The organism is Anaerotignum lactatifermentans (assembly GCF_014982935.1).
GTDB lineage: Bacteria > Bacillota > Clostridia > Lachnospirales > Anaerotignaceae > Anaerotignum > Anaerotignum lactatifermentans.
In genome coordinates this window covers 24,258-45,062 of sequence record NZ_JADCKK010000020.1, presented here as the reverse complement: position 1 = coordinate 45,062, position 20,805 = coordinate 24,258, and the positions used below count along the sequence as shown (strand labels likewise).

The window sequence follows — 20,805 nt, the reverse complement described above, 5'->3', positions numbered from 1 at the left end:
ATAATAACCATCGAATCAAAGCAAAGTTAAAGGGCTTGCCACCTGCAATTTACAGACAACAAGCCCTTCTGGCTTCTTAAACAATTTTAATTTGAAAATATTGTCTAACTTTTTGGGTTCAGTTCATTTTAAGGGTTCCGGCTATTTTTATTTTCTTGTGAAAATTCTTGAAAGCAATTCCATTTGTATTGCTTGAACAAAATAAACCAGCTTTCTTTCGTATTTGTTTTCTGCTGTTAAATGATTATATCATCCTGTGGCATCAAGAATAAATCATCGGAATACTGAAGAAATACAGCAGCGTCTGCTTCTTGGGTGTCCTGTTGTTTTGCAGATGCTTCTACCTGCGTGTTTTCCTCTGTTTTCAAAGTACCTGGTCCTGTTACAATTGCAATATAACTGATGAAGATGCAAATGACACCGACAATGGCAGCTGCTATGAGAATCGGTTTCCAATTGGTTTTTTCTGATTCCTCAGATTCATCATAATCCTCGAAATCTTCAAAGTCATCATATTCTTCGTCATATTCTTCCTCAAAATCCTCATCATCTATGACATCTGATTCGATTGGTTCCGCCGTGCTGTAAGAAAGTTCCTGCAAATCAGGTTCTGGAAGTGCGGTTTCTTCTGGAAGTGTGGTTTTTTCGGAAAGAGAAGCTTCTTCCATTGGCCAGTCAGCAAAAAATTCGGGAGGAAAAGGGGTTCCATCCACGGGACAAAAATTTTCTCTTTTCAAAATAATATGACTGCAAGTAGGACACTTGGGGATTTTTTTCCCGCATTGCTCGCAGAAGTTTGCATGTGCAGAAATTTTATGATTACAGTAGGGGCAGTGCATAGTTTCTCTCCTTTATCATGTGCATCAGATTGTTGATGGTGTCATGCAGATGGTTTCTGAATTTTTATACAGAATGACCATGGTCGGATATTTGTTTTTGGTGCATTGCTTAAAAAAATATAAATGATAAATGGAATATACATACATTTTACAGGTTAATTCCAAGGTGTGCAACATACTTTTACAATTATTTAGAAAAAATTACTATTTCTGGGTTTCTCATGGGATCCGGTTCATTGAATGTAAAATAGTTATGAAAAAGAAAAAGCCGCCCAAAGGCGGCAAAGATTTTTGTTTTATGGTGCAAGGGCATCCACAGCGAAAGCCAGAATAATCATTAACAGGAAAATCCATACATAGGCGAAAAATCCAATGGCAATATATCGAATTGCGCGATTGCGATGAAGGCAAAGGGGGAAATAATATTGAATGCCTCTGTAATTCCCCAGCCAAAGTGTCAGAGAGAAAAATATGATAAAGCTGATAATTTTGTAAGGAATCAACTGAATGCCAACAACATTGTCTGATTCCATAAAAAGACAGCCGATTACAAGACAGAAATACCAGATGGCAGCCCCGATCATATAACCTTTTTTTCTGCTGCGAAAACCCGGCAAGGCGTATCCTTGGCATTTTTCAGGAATTTTAAGTTGTTCCAGAGTGAGAGGAGGCTTCAGTATTTTTTCGATGGCTTTTTGGAATGCAGTAACAGAATTATAGCGGTTTTTCGGATCGATTTCGATGCATTTGGCAATGACACCAGAAAATTTTCCTGTGTAGTTTGTTTCTGTTGGAAGGGCACCGGTGAGCATTTTGTGGAACAGTACCCCCAATGCGTAAATATCAGCAGCTGGTGCGGAAGGGGAAAAACCATACTGTTCTGGAGCAGCGTATCCGGCTGTGCCGAAAAGAACAGTATCCTGAGAACGCTCGGGATGATAAGACTTTGCGGAATTGAAATCCACTAAAACCAATCTGCCGTCATAAGTCAAAATCAGATTGGATGGCTTCAGATCACGATGAACCATGGGGGGATGCTGCTGGTGCAGGGGCTGCAAAATCCGGCAGATGCGCAGAATATAATCAGCAGCTTTTTCTTCTGAAAAGCTACCTTCTTTGGCAAGGATTTCCTCCAGAGAATTACCGGAAATATATTCTTCGATGACGTATAAGGTGTTGCCTTCTTCGATAAGCTCTTCAATTTTTGGGGTGCCCGGGATGTTTTCAGTCATCAGATATTGAAAAACCTGTAAATCGTATATGGATAGCTCTTTTTTTACAAAAATTTTTCCGCTTACTGTGTGCTGTACCAGACGGATATGATGGGCTGTGTTAATATCAGCAATTTCTCTATAGAATGATAAACGCAGACGGGTTTGTAATTCCATAAGTTCACCTCAAAATGAATCCCTATTGTTTCAAAATGTGAAATGCAGTATAATTTTACTACAATGAACAGGCTTTTGTAAACAGGAGTGGAAATATGGAAGAAAAAAGCACATCAAAGTTAATGGAAATATTAAAACATACCAAGAAAGCGGAATTGTCAATATTGCAGGATGATATGACAGTGCAGTCACATAGCTTCATTACCTATATGGATCAGCTGATTCAGCAAAGGAATCTGAAACGGCAGGATATTTTTCAAAAAGCGGATATGCCCCAGAAGTATGGATATAAATTGCTCAATGGAGAAAGTCATACCAAAGATCGGGATAAGCTGCTCCGTATCTTTATTGCCATGGGAATGAATCTGAAGGAAGTGCAACGGGCATTGGCATTGTATGGAATGCCGGGACTGTATCCCAAAAAACAGAGAGATGCCATTTTTATCATTGCATTCAATGAGGGAATTACTTCTGTGGATACGGTCAATAGTTGGCTGCAGGAATATGGAGAAACGGAACTGACTAGAAGCGCAGATTAAAAACTCCCCTAAATCGGGGGAAAAATCATGGGGCTTTTCCTTTATACTGAATTTGCAAATAGCGAATAGCAAAAAGCAAAGGAGGGAACCTATGACAGATATGGAATTGGCAGAAATTCTGCGCAGTATGTACGAAAATGCCAGACGGAATGAAGCGGTGTGTCAGGTCAATCTATTTGGTATTCTTTATGCGAAAGAACTGCAAAGCAGTGGCTGTACCATCAAACATATTGTGGAACTCTCTGGAATCCAGTCCGGTTATGTTTCTGAAATCAGCAAAGGGATCAAATTATCCAGATATGTGGTTCCAAGAGGCGATCGAGAATGAGTTTGCCTTCCTTTTTGTGAGAGGTTATTTGCGTAAAAAACAAATAGAAAAAGGGAGGAAGTAACATGAAAACAGCAAAATTAGTTATTGGTATCATCAGCATTGTACTGACAATGGTGGTTTTATTCCAATCTTGCGCAGCTACAGTGGGGGATGCATTGGCAAATGAAGGCGGAACCAGCGGCGGCGTAGGAATGGCTGTGGCATTGCTGATGCTGGTGGCAGGTATCGTAGCCACTGCGGCAAGAAATAGTCGCGGAGGCAGCATATTCTGCATCATTGCTTATGCTCTGGCAGGCGTTTTGGGACTGACCGCACATGGCATTTTTCAGGACTTGATTGTTTGGGGAAGTTTGTGCTTGATTTTTGCAGTGATTTTTCTCATTGGTTTGATCAAAGAGAAAAGAGCATAACTAAATTTTTATGAATGGGAGAATCACAGAGAACCTTGGATGTTTTCTGTGATTCTTTGATTATAAAGTCTTTAGAAAAAAATAGATGTGAGAAAATCAGACATAAAATGAACGGTGTATACATTTTATCTTCCATTGGAACATAAGATGAATTTAGAAAATCGTTATGAGAATTTATTTTTGTTAGATGTTGGAGAAATAAGAGGTTAAGATAGCATCGTATTTTGAGTCTGCTTATGATGTTTTTTATTGCGTTTTATGAGAATTTGTGATATAGTGTTATAGATGTTTATCTGATGATACTGTTTTCGTTGATTCGTAAGGAACAGGTCGCTGGTTGTAGATAAGGATAGTCCATCAGATATGCCGGAATAACTCAGTCGGTAGAGTAACTGATTCGTAATCAGTAAGTCGCGTGTTCGAGTCACGTTTCCGGCTCTTTGCAAAAAAACGGTTAAAACCTTAGGTTTTAGCCGTTTTTTTCATGTCCAAAATTTTTCAGATGGATTCGGAAAACCTCGCTCCCTGTTTCTATATCGGTGGTCAGAAATCTTCTGATGAACTCTGTGGTCATGCCTTGTAAAAAGAGCTGTGCCACAGAAGAAAACAGAAAACGACGAAGAAATATTCTCTGGAAAGATTCCAGTTTCTCCTGTCCAATGAGAACTTTTATTTTTTCCTCTGTTTGTCTGAGGTCTATGATGTCTACACTGGTTTCAGAGGAAAGTGTCTTTTCCTGTATGAAGTCTTGGAATGCCTGCTCCAACAAGGAGTCTGCATGAGATATCAGCCAGAGCATTTGTCTTGTATGAACTTCCTGACAGGCAAATGCTTTTTCTGCTTCTGCATCAGAAATGCTTCGCATTATGGCAACCATGGCTTCTGAAACTTCATCTTGCAAGCTGACAAAATCAATCTGTGCAACCAAACGAAAGCAGAGAGAAAGATAATGATCCAGCAAGTATCCCTTCGTCCCAAGGCTTTCCTTTAGGTCTTGTGCTGACTGAAAGAATGCGGAGAATGTTGGGGTGCTTTCGTTAGGTGAGGAGAGATATGCTTCGAAAATATCCATAAGATAACCACCTTTTAGAATTTAATATGCTTTGTGGTATATAAACTCTTATGGAATCAGAAGTCAAGTGATTTCAAGTTATGATTTTTTCCAATAGCCTGTTATTTGATTCGTTCCCATTCTCCAGTAGTTGGATTTTTCGCAAGGGTCAATCTATAATCATCATATAACAGGACATAGATTTCCTCACATTCAGGAGAGATGGGAAGATCAAATTCACTTTTTGCTCCAATGGAGCCATTGACGCCTCCAAAAGCAGAATAGAATTTTAACATCATTTTTTCGGGATCATCAGATACATTTTTTACACTTCTCGTATAACCAGCAGAGGAAGCGATGGAAGTTTGGATGGTCATGCTATCCTGTTGTTCTGAAACCTCAAAATCCGTCACAACAACGTTCGTTGCAGGCAAAAAACCAACTCCAAAGTAATAGGCACAGCCTAATAACAAAAGAACAACAGCGATGATACTCAATTTCTTTTTCATACAGAGTCCCCCTTTGATGTTTTTGCTAGCCCTTTCATTTTACATGTCATCTCTCTACACCTACATCATTCATCCAGAAATCTTGCTTTTGCTTGAGCCGAGAATTTTATTTCTTTGAATCAAATGATTCTACAGTCATTAGGAATATACAAGTGTCACCAAAATAGAAAGCATACAAATTCCAAAAGTCAAGCAGGACAGAAAGGTATATGTCATTACTTCGTTTTCTTCATCCTTTGATCTCACTGCTGAGATAAGAAATAATGGAAACGCAAAACCTGAAATTATCCCCGCAATCCAAAGAATCATCAGCATAATTGTTTCACCCCTTTATGTTGCATTATTTCTTCAGCCAATCCTTAAATTCCTCCAGTGTCATCTCCCCACGATCACACAATTCCTTCTGCTGTCTTGCTTTCTCAGACCATGCGTAAAAATCCTCCTGAGAGATTTTTTTGCTCTTGATCCATGCGAAACGCTTCTTATATTCCCGTCTGTAAACTTTGAATATCTCATCATCCTTTTTCTTTCTTTCCCAAAGATAGGACGCCCCCAAATCTCTGCATGTCCTGCCCATGTCGTCAATAGGGCGGGAGCAGTATTCCGTATCGGTTCTGCCACGGATGGCAAAATATTTCTGGCAGTTCTTGCATTTTCTGATGGGCTGTTCTCTCTTGATGCATTCCCGCAGGATATAATCAATGACATCATAAATGCTTTCTGGATAAAGCACATCTGTAAAAGCTCGATCTTCTACCATTTCATATTTGATATTCAATTTCTGGAAGTGGAACAGCTTCAAAGAATCATCCTGATATTTTTTGAAATGGCTTGTCAGCCGTTCATTGACAGTCCCTTGAGATAAATCTCTGTCCAAACAGTTGTCGAAAATATCTCTGATCTGACGCTGTATCTCCACTGCTTCCGAAGGAATCCAAGTCAGTTGTTTTCTCGGCAGTAGGTCAATGATGTTCTTGAATTCCTGTTCTTCTGCCTGACGGAATCTCTTTTTCCAAACATGGTAAGTGATTTCGAAATAGGGGTGTACCTTTGCCATGTCATGGAGAAAGTCCAAAACGCTTCTGGTGTACTGGGCATCTTTTTTCTGGTAGAGGTTTTCAATATCCCGCCCCAGCTGTTCAAATGCGCCCATAAGGGGTTGGAAATCCACATACAGAAAATCGATCAGACTATCAGGAAACTGATATTCTTTTTTCAGCGCATATTCTTTTGTTTCTGTTACGAAGTTTTCCTGTCCCTCTAACAGATAGACTTTATATTGCAGATCATCAGCCATGGTCATTTTCCTTTCAAAATAAAAATTAGACAGAACTATAATATTATTATAAATGTGTCTTGACAAAAAAGCAATGGCGTGTTAAATTTTAGTTATAGACTTATAAAAATAATATTTTTGATAAGTCTAAATATTTTTGAGACATGAACGAGGAGGTGGTGTTCCAATGCCCATATCAGATTCCCATAAAAATTTCATAAGAGAGGAGGTGTTATGGTGTTATGACGAAACCGCTTCAGGTCATGAGTGGCGAGGAACTCATGGATATGGATTACAAACCCATCAAGTTTGCAGTCAGAGAATTTCTTCCCCAAGGACTTGCCATACTTGCTGGTGCCCCTAAGACAGGGAAATCTTTTTTCGCTCTGTGGCTTTGCCTTTGCGTTGCGAAGGGGGAGCCTGTCTGGGACTGCGAAACGGCAAAAGGAACTGTATTATATCTCTGTTTGGAGGACAATCAATCCCGTCTGCAAAACAGAACCCTTACCATAACAGATGACGCACCTGCGAATCTGTTTTTTTGTTGGGAAGCAGCTTGCCTTGGAGAAGGACTGGAAGAACAGATTCGAAAGTTTTTATCAGAGCAGAAAGAAACGGTGCTCATCGTCGTTGATACATTGCAGTGCATCAGAAAACAAAGTCTGGATTACAGTTATGGGACGGACTATAAAGACATCCAATCTCTGAAAAAGATTGCTGATGAATATCAGCTGACCATACTTTTGATTCATCACTTGAGGAAGCAGGAAAGCAAAGACGCATTCCACATGATTTCCGGTACGACAGGGTTGCAGGGGGCAGCCGATACCATTCTGGTGATGACAGAAAACAAAAGGGGCAGTGGTTCTGTGAAGTTATCTGTTCTGGGGAGAGATGTGGAGCCGCGGGAATTGAAACTGGAACGAGATGAAAACAGTATCTGGATGAAAAAAGAGGATTCGCTGGAAAAACAAAAAGAATCCGTCGACGAAATCGTTTCCATTGTGGATGGGTGTATGAAAAAACATATTTTTCTTTCAGGCGAGCCAAGTGCATTGGCAGAGCTGTTCAGCAACGCTTCTGGAAAAACAATTTCCCATCTGACGCTCTTGAAACGATTGAAGAAAAGCTCTGCAGAGCTTCTGCGTTTGGGTTATGCTTTCCATACCAGAAGAAGCGATGGCAAAAGGATCATGGAAATTTCAAAAATCACATGGCTGGAAGGAGAAAAGGGAAATGAAAATAGATTTCATCAGTGACGGTAGTCGGCAGAAGAATCCTTCTACTGACCCTGTCAAAGAAAAAGACAGTAGATTAGAAAACCCTTTGAAATCAGGGGAAAGCTGGATTTTCCAAAGATGTAAAAATGAGCAAAGTGACGGTAGTGACGGTTTTTGGGTGGGCTGGCAAAAAACTGACCCTGCTGACCCTGTCGGAGAGAAGGAAGGCGTTTGTCGGCGGCGTGACCGCCTGTGTGGCGATGAGAAACAGGATTAGGGGATGTGATCGCCAGAGGAACAAAAGGGCAACGTGAGGGATTTTTGGGGAAATGTTGAGAATTGGCAGTGAATGGCTTTCTTTGACCCTGTTGTAAAGCCAATTGGAAGGGCGAAAAAAGATTGCTGGTTAAAGTGGCGGTGTCTTGTTCCGCCAAGATTCTCTCCAATCCCCGCAGTGCGGAGATTGTTTGCCCCCAAAAGCTGGTGTCAGAAAGAAGGCACAGGCGTCGGAAGCGGCGCTTTGCAGTGGGAAAAACTGCCTTTTCCCTTAGAAACTACGGGCTTTGTGCCTGACGTCGGTACCGACATCAAGGAGAGATGGAAGGGGGAGATGAGGATTGCAGAAGGAGAATACAAAACAGACATTTACTGTCCGGCTTTCGGAGGAAACTGCCAATCTTTGCGTGGCTGGTATGGCAATGGATGACTGCCGGAGCCGGAATGAATTTATTGAAAAAGCCGTCAGGTACTATGCTGGTTATCTTTCCGCAGAGAAAAACAAAGTGGTATTGGGTGAGCAGATTCAGAAGGTTGTGGAGTCATCGGTGAAATCTTCTGAAGGCAGACTCTCCAATCAGAGCTTTCGTATGGCTGTGGAGTTGGCAAAACTGCAGCGTATTATTGCTTATTATTTTCAAATAGATGCAGAAACATTGACCGAGCTCCACAATTTCTGCCAGCGGGAAGTGAAAAGCATGAATGGAACTTTATCTCTGGAAGATATGATAAAGTAAAAAAATGGATGAAAGGATGGTGGCGAAGTCATGGCAAAAATCATTTTTACTGCACGATATGTGAAGAACATTTCCAAAGGACAAATGAAAAACTATGTGAAATACATCGCCACCAGACCGAATGCGGAAAGATATTCTCAGCCGATTTCTGATGAAGTTTCTGCACTCCAAAGGGAATGGATCGCAAAAGAACTGAAAAAAACTCCGAGGTTGAAAGAAGAATGTGCCGCAGAATATCAGGCGTATGAAGAAAATCCAAGCTGTCAAACAGCGGAAGATCTCATTCATAAAATCGCTGAGGTGCAAATGTATCATGGAAATGATATGAAAAATTATGTGGGTTACTTAGCCAAACGCCCTCGGGCGGAGTTCACAGAGCAGGGGCATGCCCTGTGGAATGACAGAGATGAAAAGATTGATTTGCGGAAAGTCCAGAAGGAAGCAGCGGAATATCAGGGACGCATCTGGAACTTTGTGGTTTCTCTGAAACGAGAGGATGCCCAACGATTGGGCTATGATAATGCAAAGGTTTGGAGAAATCTGGTCATGCAAAAATCTTTGGCAATGGCAAAAGAAATGCGGATCAAGCCAGAAAATCTGGTTTGGTATGGTGCTTTCCATAACGAAGGTCACCACCCACATATCCATATCATGTGCTATTCTAAAGACCCGAAGGAGGGCTATCTAACGAAAAAAGGCATTGAAAATTTGAGAAGTGCCTTCGCTCATGAGATTTTTCATGATGAATTTTACCATCTCTATGAGCAGAAAGATGAGATGCGGAAATGGATTCGGGAGGAATGCAGAAACCTTTTGGAGCGTTCCTTGTCTTTGGAACACAAAGAAAATCCTTATGCACAGGCATTACTATTTACCTTGGCAAAGAACTTGCAGACAGCAAAACATAAAAAAGTCTACGGTCGCCTTGCCAAAGAAAATAAATTGCTGGTAGATGAAATCGTTTCTGAAATCAGTAAGGATGAAAAGATAGATTCTCTTTACCAGTCATGGCTGGATTTGAAAGACGAGGTCATATCTTTTTATGATGGCAAAGGCTACGCCAGATATTCTTTTTCCGAGGAGCCAGAGTTTCGGAACATCAAAAATCTGGTGCTGAAAACGGCATTGGAAATCGGCAATAAGCAGATGGGAAACCAGCATCAAAAGCAAAATCAGATACAAAATGAAATCATCAGGAATCATTTGATACGGCTATTGAAAGAAGTCAGCAACATCGTTGTGGAAGATTATGAAAAACAGGATGCGGTCATCCAAACCATTGACCGTAAACTGCGACAGAAAATTCAGGAGAAAAAAGAAGCCCATGGCATGAAAATGGGGTAATGCAGGAGGTGCTTTATGAGAAAGGTATCAAGAGTAATGAGTACCAAAGAAATCAGAGGGATCAAATTTCATGTGGAAAGCTGCTTCAACGGGGACAAAGATATCACCGAAAAAGTAGCGGATATGATCAAAAAAGATTTTGAATCTGGTGCATATGACGAACCAGAGGAAGAAGATTCAGTAGATTGGGATATGGATTCACCGGCTATGTAGGGATATGATGTTTGGCTGAAAGAAGGTGATTTTATGGAAAATATCGCTGCTGCAATTTACTGCAGACTCAGCCAGGATGACGGCAACGCCGGAGAATCCAATAGTATCCAGACGCAGAAAGCACTGTTGAAACAGTACTGTGCGGAAAAAAGAATCCCCATTGCAGGCGTTTATTGTGATGATGGATGGAGCGGAACAAACTTCGAAAGACCCCAGTTCAAACAGATGATGGAAGACATTGAAGCTGGAAAAATCAATGTGGTCATCGTCAAAGACCTCTCCAGATTCGGCAGAGAGTATGCCCAGATGGGGCTTTATATCGAACATTACTTCGAGGAGAAAGGCGTCCGCTTCATCTCCATCGCAGAAAATTATGACTCAAAAAATGGTTCGGATAACTTAGTTCTTCCATTCACGAATGTTATCAATTCCTATTACACCAGACAGGTGTCAGCCAAAACAAAAGCTGCCCATAGAGCCAGAGCAAAGGAAGGAATGTACCTAGGTGCCCATGCACCATTCGGTTATGAGAAAGATCCACAGAATAGACATAAACTCATTGTCGATCCGCCGGCGGCAGAAGTGGTGCAAATGATATTCAGACTTTTCGCCGATGGCATCGGATATGGAAAGATGACAAAGATATTGCGAGAGCGAAAAATCTTGAATCCTCAGGCATATTTCAATCGGAACCATCCCGATTATTATGAAAGCGATTACTGGAGACAGGATTTTGACTGGCACGCATCAACCATACGCTCCATTCTGAACAATCCGGTCTATCTCGGAAAGGCAGTGTTTGGCAGGACAAGAACAAAGGGATTTTTCGATAAAAGGAGAGAGGAAACGCCGGAAAAAGATTGGATCGTATATAATAATGCGCATCAGGCTATCATTTCCGAAGAACTTTGGGACACGGTGTATCAGATGATGAAAGCTAAGAGAAGACCAAACTCCAAAGGAGAATTGCAGCCCTTCGCAGGATTGGTGAAGTGTGCTGACTGCGGTTCTTCTCTGAATGTCAGCTATGATGCCAAACGAGGTACCTATACAGGCTTCAGCTGCTGGGTCTATAGAAACTATGGTAAGGATCGATGTACCTCCCATTACATCAGCTGGAAAGCGTTGTATCAAATCGTGTTGGAGGATATCCGCCGCCATGCAAGTAGGGCACAAAATGCGGAAGAACAGTATCTGGAAATGCTGGTGAAGATGAAAACAGACCAGCAGAAACAGGATGGGACAAAAATCAAAGTGGAATTGCAGCGAGTTGAAAGAAGATTATCAGAAATCACAGCAGTCATCAAACGATTATACGAAGACCTTGCCTTGGGGAGAATCAGTGATGAACGATATGAGGATATGTATCGGGGGCTTGATCAAGAGGAGCGAGAACTGAAAAGCAAGCAGGAAACACTGAAAGAGCAGTGGGAGAAAACCCAGGAAGTGTTCCAAAATGTGGAGAAGTTCATTCCTCTCATCAAGAAGTATACGGATATACAGGAACTGAATGCCTACATACTCAATGAGCTCATCGAAAGGATTGTCGTCCATGAAAAGGTCGTAGGTGAGGATGGAAATAAGACACAGAAAGTGGAGATTTACTATAAGTTCGTGGGGACTGCAGTGGAGTAATAAAGGGAATGAACTGAGAATCAGCTGATCGTTGAAAACGGTCAGCTGATTTTTGGTTGGGCAATAGTTGATGAATAAATATTACATATAAATTTTTGAAGATGAAAATGTGGAGTGATAGAAGAATTGAAAATCAAAGTTGAATGAAACATTTGCTTCTTAAGCGGGAGGTCTGTTGTGTGAAACCACTCTAATTGGCAAAATTTTATCATGAAATCTTGGAGAATGATAATCATTGATACTCCTGATTATCTGATATATACTATAATATATTTATTTTTCGAAATTTATTATAGCATTTCTGAATATCAAAAAGGAAAGCATCGCTTGGGTGTGATTCCATTATGATTGATGAAACGAGTGCTGAGTGATACAATAAAAATAATTTTTGCAGCGAGGTACTTCATAAGAAACCAGAAATTGCTTTTTGAAAGTACCAATCAAATAGTTGACTATGTGGTGGAAATTACAGAACTGTGGGGAAACTATCAACAGAATCTTCTTTTTTACCAAGATTACATCAGGAACGCTAATGTTCGAATATTATGTGGGGCATTGGTAGTAACGGCAAATCCAATTCTTGTTGGATATGTCTCAGAAAGAAATATGTTAAATATCGAGAAAGTAGGCATTGGGTATATAAATAAATGAATAGCTCAGTTTAATCATGCTTTAATACCTTTTCATCCGAATATATGACATATACAATGAAGTACAAAGAAGAAAATGTTAGTGTGTTTGTTAAGATTTTCTGTTGTTAAATGAAGTTACGGAAAGTACAAACCAGTAACAGGATTGTTTTGGTTTGGAAAAATAATGAAGGAAAGACCATTATTATACGTTTCGTTACTTTGGTGGGGATATTATGAAATTATAATTTTCAAACCATTGCAGATTACGATTGTACGCAAATTATCTAAAAAAATATATCCGATATATTTGGGAACAAGAATTTAGTTGTCTCTGTAAAAACAGAATTTTAAGGGTTTTTTTATTTAAATTTGTATCTTTCCAAAAAGAAGATAACAATGATACCAGTAAATATAAATGGTGAGAACTTTAAATTTTCACTAGGTATACACAATGAATTACAGAAAACTATTATTGAGGAACTCACTTCGAGATTTGAAGCAAACTTAGAGTGTTTGTTTTTTGGCAAAATAGAAAAAGATTTTGTAAAAATGTGGACAATTTGACAGAATTAGGATTTGAAATTACACTTTATGATAAGAAGACAGATGTAGTGTTATATCAAGAGAACAAAATTTGAAGTTATTTTGTTGAATCAGCTGCTTCCGCAGGTTTGATGGACCCAAAATGTATATTAGAAATTAAAGAAATGATAGAAGATGTTACAGTAGGAAGAATATTCTGGTTTTCAAGAAATATAAAAGATTTGCAGTGGAACTTGTAAGGAAATAAAGGTCTGGATTGTTACAATGCAAAAGTATAGAATATGTTTTAATAGGGAGGGGGTTACGGGATTAAGATAATTGTAAAAAAAGAGTTAGTGAATCAGGAGATGAAAAATATGGCGACAACGGTAAATAATGCATTTGCAGAATTTATGAAAGGAAAAGTTAACCTTGATCAGGAAAAAACAAAAACGGCGCGTTCCAGTAGGGATAATTTAATTGATAATATAAAAAAATTTAGTGGTGATGCGGATTTTTTTAAGGTATATAAAGAGAAAATCCTACGATTTGGTTCATTTGAGCGTCGTACAAAGATTAGACCAATTGATGATATAGATTTGATGTTATGTTTATCTGGGGAAGGAACACGAACATATATACAATCGGGAGATGTATTTTATATAAGTGGTAACTATTCTGATTCTGAAAATAGATTAACGACAGATAACACAAATTTTCTAAATTCGACAAAAGTAATAAATCGCTTTATATCTAAATTATCAGATTTACAAGATTATAATAAGGCTGAAATGCATAAAAATCATGAAGCAGCTACACTTCAATTAAAATCGTATACATGGAATTTTGATATTGTTCCTTGCTTTTATACAGATACTGGTTTCTATTTGATACCAGATGGTTCTGGAAATTGGAAAAAGACTGATCCTAGGATAGATAATGAACGTATCATAGATATAAACCAAAAGCATAATGGAAAATTACTTGAATTGATTAGACTTGCAAAATATTGGAATAATAGAAAAGTTACAATTAGAATTGGTTCATATTTGTTGGAATGCATGATTCTTCAGAAATATGAAAATCAAGAAATTTCCGAAGATTGGTGGATAGATTTAGAGTTTCGAGATTTGTTAAACTATTTATCTTTAACTATATTATCCGATGTAGATGATCCTAAAGGAATACAGGGAAATTTGAATTCTTTTTCATGGCATGATAGATGCAAAATAAGTGATGCTTTGACCAATGCATATAATAAGGCTGTAGAAGCTTCAGATATGGAGTTAATTGACAATAATCAAAAGAGAGCTATTACGAAATGGAGAGAAGTGTTGGGGAATGATTTTCCAGAATATACAGGTGGCTAAGGTACATCAACTGTGAGGGAGAATATAAAATGTCAATTAATACATATTTGAAAGAAACGGCTTCGAATTTGATAATTAAAGGCAATGAAAAAGAATCTATAGACGTTTCATTAAATACATTTAAAGATAGAATGAGAGATTATTTTAGTAAGAATGAATCTGTTAATCTGAAAGAAATAAAAATATTTGGCTCGTATGAGAGAGATACTAATCTACCACAATCGGTTGATTATGGAACGGATGTGGATATTATGCTTGTAATGGATAATGATGGTGCAACTCCTCAGACATATTTAAATAGAGTGCGGAGAGGAGTAGAGGCAAAATATTCAACTTCACAGATTCGACAATCGTCGCCGACAGTCGTTCTCAAAATGTTACATATCAAATTTGAAATTGTCCCAGCAATTAAGGAGGGTGGATTATATAAAATAAAAAATAATCTCAATGAATGGATGTATACATTTTGTGCTACAGATTTCAACAATCTTACAACAGCAAATAAGAATAATTATCATATGGTAAAACCATTAATCAGATTATTAAAGTACTGGAATGTTTGTAAAAACTATAAAGCTTTTAATTCATATGAGCTGGAAAAAATAATAGTTAATCATTATCAGACAACTCGATATCAAGGATATGATTTGAAAACATATGTATTAACTGGCATGAATGAATTATATAGACTATCTAAATACAATTATCAGAGAGAAAGATTGGATAAGGCTATATATAATTTAAAGGAGGCCATAGAAGATGAAGACAAATATCCTTTATGTGCAATGAGTGAGATTAAAGAAGTGATAGGGGAATTATAATGTCTAATGGAATTTTAATGAGACAAAATGAAAATAAATCAATTGCTATGTTGGCAGCACAAAGACAATTGTATAGAGATGCAAAGAAATTTAATGAATTTTCCGTGGCATTATCGGTGTGGATACCATTTGTATTATCTATAATTCTTTTGTTCATTCCAGAAAATACTAAGTTGAAATACATATCGTATATATTGTCTATAGTTAGTATGGCTTTCGGTTTTGTTATTGATAAATATATTGAAGAAAAGAAACAATTAGCAGCATTTATTCAACAAAAATTTGATGTATATGTGTATGGCATGCCTTGGGAAAAAAGGCTTTTTGGAAAGGATAAAAATATTGATCATGAAGTTGCAATTCATTCAAAGAAAATTTTGAACAATCCACAGGAAAAAAAGAAACTGAAAAATTGGTATACACCTGGAGTAGATGAAAAAAATATCATAGATGGAATTTTAGCATGTCAGAGAGAAAATTTTTGGTGGGATGTTGGACTTAGAAAAAGATTTAGATTTATAAGTGTAACTATTATTATAATTTTGTTTGTCGTTATTTTAGCAATGGGATTGTGGAAAAATGAAAAGATTACAGAGCTGTTATGGAGATTGGCATTTGTGGTTCCGATGCTAAAATGGCTATTAGATACGGTGAAAAAGTTGAATAAAGATATAGGTTCATTGCAAGAACTTGATGGTGATATTAATAATAATGAAATAAAAACAATGGAAGACTTACAAGATATTCAGAAAGTGATTTTTCAACACAGAAAAGAGTGTTATGCTATCCCAGAGTATATATATATTATATTTAAGGATAATGATGAAGATAGAGCATATAGAGAAGCAAAGATGTAAAATAAACAAATTTCTTTGAGGGATAACAATAATGCGGAGTAAAGAATGAAGTAAAAGGCATACAAATAATGTTGGATAAATAACCGTAATACTACTTATATCATATGTAACTGTTTATCTGATGCAGAGTTTGAAAATTGTCATGAAAAAACGGCGTATACAGGAGCCATACTTTTGGAATTTAGAGTATACTTTGCAATATTTAAAACGAATAATATTTAGAAAAATGAAAAGAGATATGCAAATATATAAATACTCGGTTAAAAGAAGATTATATAGTAGAGTAAATGGGTTTCAATAGATATATTGACTAGTTTACGGACAAAATTATAAAAGAAAAGAGCACAAAAAATGGCTACGAGGGAGGAGTAAAGAAAATCGAGAGCGTGGTAGGTTTTTAGCGTGCTTATAAATGCAGATAGTCTCAGGGCTACGTTGAGTGAACTTTTTAAAAGTATGTGAAAGGAGGCAGCATTATGGCTCAGAAAGACTTGAGAACATATCGCCGTAGAGGTGTAACTCGTGAAAGCGGATATCATACCTGTGATAATACAACGGGTGGGGAGTGTCTTATTACTCGAGCTGAACGATATGTATGTGATGAAGATTCTGTTACATTTGTTTTCAAGCGTTCATCTATTGATATGGTTGAACTTTTTGAAAGGGGAATTTCGATAATAGCGTTTGGAGGATATATCTTTTCAGAAAAGAAGGCCACTGTCTTGTTGGAAATGCAGTATTCCTATGAAGGTCAAAGATATATTTTTAGTCATAACCGGGAAAAAACAATTGAAGCAGGTAATTGGTCTAATATAGGTATGCATATAGAACAGATTATTAATATGGATTCACAGATTTTTGATGTTATTATCAACATGACCATTATTGGTCAGAGGGGTAATATTCTTGATTTTGTTTCTTTCGATTTTGATGTGGTATCAAAAGAAGAATTTAAAAATACATCATGTGAAAAAAGTTTTTACCAAAAAACAGATCTCCATATTCCATATCTGTACTATTTACGTACAGATTTACCAGTTGATTTTTATCTAATATCACAGCAAAAATTTATTAAGGGTAAACAAATCGTTCTCAAGAGCTGTAATCGCTGTGGACGATATTTGCCAATCAATATATATGATGAACTTAAAACACTTAGCTTTTCACTTCATTGTAAAAAAAGAGCACCATGCGTACATTCTACATTTAGAGCATATAAGATCGAAAATATAGCTAGATTAAATTCGGATGACTTGTTTGGTTTAAAAATTGAGGATGATAAGGTAGTCTCTTATTATGGACATCAGCTAGAATGTAAGGCTTGTAAGAAATTTTTTGTAAATGCACCGCTAAATCCTCAACGTAATCCTCAGCAATTTAAAGAGGATGGGCTGAGGCGTCGAGCTATTGAGGTTCTTGTTAATTCTCTCTTGGAAAGGAATCTTATTCATTTTGAGTTTGAACATCGTACTAAGAAAGAATTTTCACAGTTTATTTGGGAGAAATTCGATAGGAGATGTTTTAAATGTGGGCCAGATTCTGAGCCTATTGCATTGGAAGATATGGCTTTAGACCATACTATGCCTCTAGCGTATTTATATCGCCTTGATGAAACAGCTACTTGTTTGTGTAGCAGTCATAATTCACAAAAGAGTGATCACTTCCCAGTTGATTATTATAGTGAAGAAGAACTTGTTAGATTAAGTTCTATTACTGGACTACCTCTTGAGCAATTATGCAAGAAAGAGGTTAATCAGCAAGTACTTGATCTGCTGATTAAAAACGTTGTTTGGTTCTATGACGAATTCCTGATGACTCCAGATTACCAAAAAGTTAGAGATGGTATCAGAACAGCAGATAAAATTAATGATTCTTTAAAGCGTATTATTGCTGGTAAGGTAGATCTTGTAGAGCAATACAGAAAGGAGAAAGGGCGTTATCCTCAATCTGTAACAATTAAATAAATGAGTAACGGGGACTAGTGATATGCTAGTCCCCGTTAAGCTATGCTTATTTTTTTATTAAGAACAAATATTGATGTTCAACTGTAGAGCCTTTATCTTTAATTCCATGTTTTTCGATTTCCTGTACATTTTCAGTGCCTCGGTATACCTCATCAAAAAACGGAATGGCTCGTTTTGAAAGTTCCTCTGCCATATCCACCTTTTGGGTTTTCCCAAGATGAAGGATTACTTTTCCATTAGGCTTTAAAATTTTATGACACATTTCGAAAAAGGATATGTATATATCAAAATCTTTTTTTTGAATTTGATCAAGAAAGGTGTTCTCTGCCTTTTTGTAATCCGATTCTTCCCAACCGCATAGCCATAAACGCATCCAGTTCTGCATATAGAATTTAATAGAATCTACAAAAGGAGGTGAACATATTATGGCGTTAGCTGTTATATTATGAGCTGCTAAATCTTGATAATCTCCATAAATTGCCTTTCCAGAGCAATAAGTTTCAAATTTCCCCCTTTTATATGAAATAAGAAGTTTGTTTTTAATATGCTCGATTACATTTTTGTAGACAAACTCTCCGGTAGGTGCATATGGTGTCAAAGGATGTGAGTTTCGAGATAAAGCATATGGTCTGTTTCCATGTAGAATATGTAGAAGACAGGAAAAGACCATTGCTTCTGGAGCCGAAAGGTTTTTGATTTTTTGTACAAAGTAGCTTCGAGCACACAATATTTCTTTAAAGGTATCTTCATGAAAATAATTCGGAAGTTTTCCGTTATATCCAAAATTTTTGTATTTTTGAATTTGGAGTATAATTGTGTCACTATTTTTCTTACTTTCAATATATGAGTGTAGTTCATCAAGAACTTTGAAACAATCATCTTTTTCTGCCTTTTCAACTTTTGCTTTTGTCACACAAAAAGCAAGTTCACTTAGATCATTACCAATACCAACTCTATTCTGGAGACATGCTTCCAAAGGAATTGTACCAACACCGCACAAAGGATCAACGACTATGTCTCCTGGGTCCGTAAATTGCTCAATAAGGAAATGGGCAATCGCTGGTTTTAGTTTTCCGTGATATGAACATAAAGAGTGCCACGGATGTCCCCAATTTCTGCCAGAATAAGGTGCTGCTTTATAAGGCATTGTGTTCATAAAATTCTTTGCTTCCGCTAGAAAAACCTGTTTTTTTGATTCTTTTTTGTGAAAGCGGAACTTTAATAATCTCTGAGAAAGAATCATTCCATTTTTTGATCTGCGTTCTCGTAATATATCTTCTCCATATAATACAAAACCATAGTTTTCACAAATTTTGGTAAGAATTTCGTGAGTAGGAATATGAACTCCTGCAAATTGCGAATCACCTATATCCATAATGAAGTAGCCGCTATCTTTCATTGCGTGAGAAAGTCGCTCAATTACTTTAGTCATGTCATGGAAATATCCAGCAATCATTAGCGGAATTCTCTTATCATAGGCTATGGGTGCAACTTTTTCAATATAAGGTTGGACAATTTCTAGAGGTTTAAAATTTGTGTTTTTACTTGATACATTATTTATTCCAGCAATAATACCTTTAGAATGAAATTTAGGAAGATCTTTTTCGGTTTGTATATACCCACTAAGTTTAAGTTCAAGTTTTGTGTTTCTAATATAATTAGTTCCGTTAAGATAAGGCGGTGAAGTGATAACACAATCAACTTGGTTTTCTATCGTAATATCTCTACAATCATCGGCTAAGCGAATTGTTTCAGATAATGTTGGGCAATCATTATGATCAATATCATTAATTGCCATTTTTAGTTTGCAGATAAAATTGTTAAGTATATCTTGATCATCAGCTTTTTTTTCAGTTTCTTTAGCATATCTAAGGTCGCCCTGTCGAATCATTTTTGAGGCTCTGACTGTAACTGATGCTAAAAGAACTAATGCAATGCTTCGAGTATTTGGATCATCAATGCAATCAATTTCATTTTTTAAGTCCTTCAATTGATAAAGAACAACAGGATCAAAGAATTTTTCGAATCCATCCCATGAAGGTTCGTCAAAGCGTAATTGATAGCAATATTTTTCAAGTTTGGACAAAAACTTTTTTAAATATTTACTTCCTATACCACTTTCTCTAAGATGTTTAACGCAATTAATTTTTGTTTCGATTACTTGTTGCATAAATGGATTTGTTTCGCAATAGTATGATTTTATCCCATGTGATGAAGCTACTAAAGAAGTAGTTCCTGTTCCACCAAACGGATCAAAGATGACATGTATATTCTCTGGACCGATTTCCATTACGATATCGTCAATCAAGCAAGAAGAATATCCTTCTAAGTAAGGATACCATCTATGAATAGGTTTATCTTTATTTAGAATAAAGGTTGCGGCAGCAGCCTTAGAATAGCTATTTCGCATTTGGTTTTCTTCCTTTCTCAAGGTTGTGTTCAATAACATCCTCTACTTTGCAATTAAAATAATTACAAATTCTATCTATAATCTCAAGAGATACAATTTCTGAGCGCCCCATCTTATCCATGGTTGACTTAGAAATGTTTGCTGCATTCATTAGATATTTTTTGCTCATATCCTTGTCAATGAGTAATTTCCAAAGCGGTTTATATGTAAAAGACATAGTACATTCTCCTTTTAGAAAAAAATTATATGAAAAAGATGTTGAGAAGTCAACACTTTAATACTTATTAATAAATATATAAATTTTAGGTATTTACAAGATTTTTGAAGAAAATTTACGATATTAAATATGGAATTTTTAATTTATCAACTGTTTCCAGATTAAGTGGCTGAATTTCAAGTGAAAATATTACTGCTAGCTTACGATTAGATCTTTTAATTTTATAATTATATTAGATAAATTT

At 37.0% G+C, this 20,805-nt stretch carries 22 protein-coding genes, 1 tRNA gene and 1 pseudogene; 16 read left to right on the top strand and 8 right to left on the bottom strand.

The genetic code is table 11. The features are described from left to right. The coding region (locus INF29_RS15350) for an IS3 family transposase (RefSeq protein WP_408626509.1) at positions 1-80 on the top strand (80 nt) is incomplete at its 5' end. A 156-nt stretch (positions 81-236) separates the two neighbouring features. On the opposite strand, the gene INF29_RS07015 is transcribed toward INF29_RS15350, so the two are convergent. From INF29_RS07015 to INF29_RS07010, 3 genes and pseudogenes are all read right to left on the bottom strand, one after another. Further along, positions 237-713 carry a hypothetical protein gene (locus tag INF29_RS07015; RefSeq protein WP_243184118.1) on the bottom strand — a complete coding sequence of 159 codons (477 nt, stop codon included), beginning with the start codon at positions 711-713 and terminating at the stop codon, positions 237-239. A 12-nt stretch (positions 714-725) separates the two neighbouring features. Then, positions 726-839, bottom strand: a pseudogene (locus INF29_RS15345) (double zinc ribbon domain-containing protein); the annotation flags it as partial. Between the two features lie 296 nt (positions 840-1,135). Next, positions 1,136-2,227 carry a serine/threonine protein kinase gene (locus INF29_RS07010; protein WP_193485531.1) on the bottom strand — a complete coding sequence of 364 codons (1,092 nt, stop codon included), beginning with the start codon at positions 2,225-2,227 and terminating at the stop codon, positions 1,136-1,138. A gap of 95 nt (positions 2,228-2,322) precedes the next feature. On the opposite strand from INF29_RS07010, the gene INF29_RS07005 reads away from it, so the two are divergent. The 4 genes from INF29_RS07005 (at position 2,323) to INF29_RS06990 (ending at position 3,945) form a co-directional block, all read left to right on the top strand. Continuing rightward, the gene (locus INF29_RS07005; protein WP_193485529.1) at positions 2,323-2,766 is read left to right on the top strand and encodes a hypothetical protein; all 444 of its coding nucleotides are present in this window, start codon (positions 2,323-2,325) and stop codon (positions 2,764-2,766) included. 91 nt (positions 2,767-2,857) lie between these two features. Beyond that, positions 2,858-3,094 (top strand): HTH-like domain-containing protein, encoded by a 237-nt coding sequence (locus tag INF29_RS07000; protein WP_072853955.1) that lies wholly within the window; start codon positions 2,858-2,860, stop codon positions 3,092-3,094. Positions 3,095-3,159: 65 nt separating this feature from the next. After that, complete coding sequence (locus INF29_RS06995; protein WP_072853953.1) at positions 3,160-3,507, top strand: hypothetical protein; 348 nt, start codon at positions 3,160-3,162, stop codon at positions 3,505-3,507. 365 nt (positions 3,508-3,872) lie between these two features. Then, positions 3,873-3,945 (top strand) — tRNA-Thr (locus INF29_RS06990). 31 nt (positions 3,946-3,976) lie between these two features. On the opposite strand, the gene INF29_RS06985 is transcribed toward INF29_RS06990, so the two are convergent. The 3 genes from INF29_RS06985 to INF29_RS06975 all read right to left on the bottom strand — a co-directional run bounded on the left by INF29_RS06985 (position 3,977) and on the right by INF29_RS06975 (position 6,364). Beyond that, on the bottom strand, positions 3,977-4,579 hold the full coding sequence (locus tag INF29_RS06985) for a hypothetical protein (protein ID WP_193485527.1): 603 nt from the start codon (positions 4,577-4,579) through the stop codon (positions 3,977-3,979). Positions 4,580-4,680: 101 nt separating this feature from the next. Continuing rightward, entirely contained in the window at positions 4,681-5,067 is a 387-nt protein-coding gene (locus INF29_RS06980; RefSeq protein WP_193485526.1) for a hypothetical protein, read from the bottom strand. 340 nt (positions 5,068-5,407) lie between these two features. Beyond that, positions 5,408-6,364, bottom strand: a complete 957-nt coding sequence (locus tag INF29_RS06975) for a DUF6076 domain-containing protein (RefSeq protein WP_193485524.1) — start codon at positions 6,362-6,364, stop codon at positions 5,408-5,410. Positions 6,365-6,585: 221 nt separating this feature from the next. Here INF29_RS06975 and INF29_RS06970 point away from each other — a divergent pair, with 221 nt between their 5' ends. The 11 genes from INF29_RS06970 to INF29_RS06920 all read left to right on the top strand — a co-directional run bounded on the left by INF29_RS06970 (position 6,586) and on the right by INF29_RS06920 (position 17,934). Next, positions 6,586-7,602: an AAA family ATPase gene (locus INF29_RS06970; RefSeq protein WP_193485522.1), complete on the top strand. Its 1,017-nt coding sequence runs from the start codon at positions 6,586-6,588 to the stop codon at positions 7,600-7,602. Then, a complete protein-coding gene (locus tag INF29_RS06965; RefSeq protein ID WP_193485520.1) occupies positions 7,580-7,840 on the top strand; it encodes a hypothetical protein in 261 nt (86 codons plus the stop codon). The genes INF29_RS06970 and INF29_RS06965 overlap by 23 nt, the downstream gene beginning before the upstream one ends. A gap of 340 nt (positions 7,841-8,180) precedes the next feature. Next, positions 8,181-8,576, top strand: a complete 396-nt coding sequence (locus INF29_RS06960) for a hypothetical protein (protein ID WP_193485518.1) — start codon at positions 8,181-8,183, stop codon at positions 8,574-8,576. 30 nt (positions 8,577-8,606) lie between these two features. Further along, positions 8,607-9,920, top strand: a complete 1,314-nt coding sequence (mobP3, locus tag INF29_RS06955) for a MobP3 family relaxase (protein ID WP_193485516.1) — start codon at positions 8,607-8,609, stop codon at positions 9,918-9,920. Between the two features lie 15 nt (positions 9,921-9,935). Beyond that, a complete protein-coding gene (locus INF29_RS06950) occupies positions 9,936-10,133 on the top strand; it encodes a hypothetical protein (RefSeq protein ID WP_022363988.1) in 198 nt (65 codons plus the stop codon). A 33-nt stretch (positions 10,134-10,166) separates the two neighbouring features. Then, on the top strand, positions 10,167-11,768 hold the full coding sequence (locus INF29_RS06945) for a recombinase family protein (RefSeq protein ID WP_193485514.1): 1,602 nt from the start codon (positions 10,167-10,169) through the stop codon (positions 11,766-11,768). A gap of 1,028 nt (positions 11,769-12,796) precedes the next feature. Beyond that, positions 12,797-12,964 (top strand): BsuBI/PstI family type II restriction endonuclease, encoded by a 168-nt coding sequence (locus INF29_RS15340; protein ID WP_243184117.1) that lies wholly within the window; start codon positions 12,797-12,799, stop codon positions 12,962-12,964. 335 nt (positions 12,965-13,299) lie between these two features. After that, a complete protein-coding gene (locus tag INF29_RS06935) occupies positions 13,300-14,292 on the top strand; it encodes an SMODS domain-containing nucleotidyltransferase (RefSeq protein ID WP_193485512.1) in 993 nt (330 codons plus the stop codon). A 29-nt stretch (positions 14,293-14,321) separates the two neighbouring features. Continuing rightward, positions 14,322-15,113, top strand: coding sequence for an SMODS domain-containing nucleotidyltransferase (locus INF29_RS06930; RefSeq protein WP_193485510.1), 792 nt, complete (start codon positions 14,322-14,324; stop codon positions 15,111-15,113). After that, positions 15,113-15,970 carry an S-4TM family putative pore-forming effector gene (locus INF29_RS06925; RefSeq protein WP_193485508.1) on the top strand — a complete coding sequence of 286 codons (858 nt, stop codon included), beginning with the start codon at positions 15,113-15,115 and terminating at the stop codon, positions 15,968-15,970. The genes INF29_RS06930 and INF29_RS06925 overlap by 1 nt, the downstream gene beginning before the upstream one ends. A 476-nt stretch (positions 15,971-16,446) precedes the next feature. Next, positions 16,447-17,934: a hypothetical protein gene (locus INF29_RS06920; RefSeq protein WP_193485506.1), complete on the top strand. Its 1,488-nt coding sequence runs from the start codon at positions 16,447-16,449 to the stop codon at positions 17,932-17,934. Between the two features lie 46 nt (positions 17,935-17,980). Here the strand turns inward: INF29_RS06920 and INF29_RS06915 are convergent, their stop codons facing one another. Together INF29_RS06915 and INF29_RS06910 are read right to left on the bottom strand one after the other, a co-directional pair. Further along, the gene (locus INF29_RS06915) at positions 17,981-20,344 is read right to left on the bottom strand and encodes a DNA methyltransferase (protein WP_193485504.1); all 2,364 of its coding nucleotides are present in this window, start codon (positions 20,342-20,344) and stop codon (positions 17,981-17,983) included. Next, positions 20,334-20,561, bottom strand: coding sequence for a helix-turn-helix domain-containing protein (locus tag INF29_RS06910; RefSeq protein WP_193485502.1), 228 nt, complete (start codon positions 20,559-20,561; stop codon positions 20,334-20,336). Before INF29_RS06910 ends, INF29_RS06915 begins: the two co-directional genes overlap by 11 nt. Positions 20,562-20,805: the final 244 nt, after the last annotated feature.

Coding starts and splice junctions, on each gene's coding strand:
- INF29_RS07010 (WP_193485531.1), bottom strand. CDS start 2,227: ATGGAATTACAAACCCGTCTGCGTTTATCATTCTATAGAGAAATTGCT.
- INF29_RS07005 (WP_193485529.1), top strand. CDS start 2,323: ATGGAAGAAAAAAGCACATCAAAGTTAATGGAAATATTAAAACATACC.
- INF29_RS07000 (WP_072853955.1), top strand. CDS start 2,858: ATGACAGATATGGAATTGGCAGAAATTCTGCGCAGTATGTACGAAAAT.
- INF29_RS06995 (WP_072853953.1), top strand. CDS start 3,160: ATGAAAACAGCAAAATTAGTTATTGGTATCATCAGCATTGTACTGACA.
- INF29_RS06985 (WP_193485527.1), bottom strand. CDS start 4,579: ATGGATATTTTCGAAGCATATCTCTCCTCACCTAACGAAAGCACCCCA.
- INF29_RS06980 (WP_193485526.1), bottom strand. CDS start 5,067: ATGAAAAAGAAATTGAGTATCATCGCTGTTGTTCTTTTGTTATTAGGC.
- INF29_RS06975 (WP_193485524.1), bottom strand. CDS start 6,364: ATGGCTGATGATCTGCAATATAAAGTCTATCTGTTAGAGGGACAGGAA.
- INF29_RS06970 (WP_193485522.1), top strand. CDS start 6,586: ATGACGAAACCGCTTCAGGTCATGAGTGGCGAGGAACTCATGGATATG.
- INF29_RS06965 (WP_193485520.1), top strand. CDS start 7,580: ATGAAAATAGATTTCATCAGTGACGGTAGTCGGCAGAAGAATCCTTCT.
- mobP3 (WP_193485516.1), top strand. CDS start 8,607: ATGGCAAAAATCATTTTTACTGCACGATATGTGAAGAACATTTCCAAA.
- INF29_RS06950 (WP_022363988.1), top strand. CDS start 9,936: ATGAGAAAGGTATCAAGAGTAATGAGTACCAAAGAAATCAGAGGGATC.
- INF29_RS06945 (WP_193485514.1), top strand. CDS start 10,167: ATGGAAAATATCGCTGCTGCAATTTACTGCAGACTCAGCCAGGATGAC.
- INF29_RS15340 (WP_243184117.1), top strand. CDS start 12,797: ATGATACCAGTAAATATAAATGGTGAGAACTTTAAATTTTCACTAGGT.
- INF29_RS06935 (WP_193485512.1), top strand. CDS start 13,300: ATGGCGACAACGGTAAATAATGCATTTGCAGAATTTATGAAAGGAAAA.
- INF29_RS06930 (WP_193485510.1), top strand. CDS start 14,322: ATGTCAATTAATACATATTTGAAAGAAACGGCTTCGAATTTGATAATT.
- INF29_RS06925 (WP_193485508.1), top strand. CDS start 15,113: ATGTCTAATGGAATTTTAATGAGACAAAATGAAAATAAATCAATTGCT.
- INF29_RS06920 (WP_193485506.1), top strand. CDS start 16,447: ATGGCTCAGAAAGACTTGAGAACATATCGCCGTAGAGGTGTAACTCGT.
- INF29_RS06915 (WP_193485504.1), bottom strand. CDS start 20,344: ATGCGAAATAGCTATTCTAAGGCTGCTGCCGCAACCTTTATTCTAAAT.
- INF29_RS06910 (WP_193485502.1), bottom strand. CDS start 20,561: ATGTCTTTTACATATAAACCGCTTTGGAAATTACTCATTGACAAGGAT.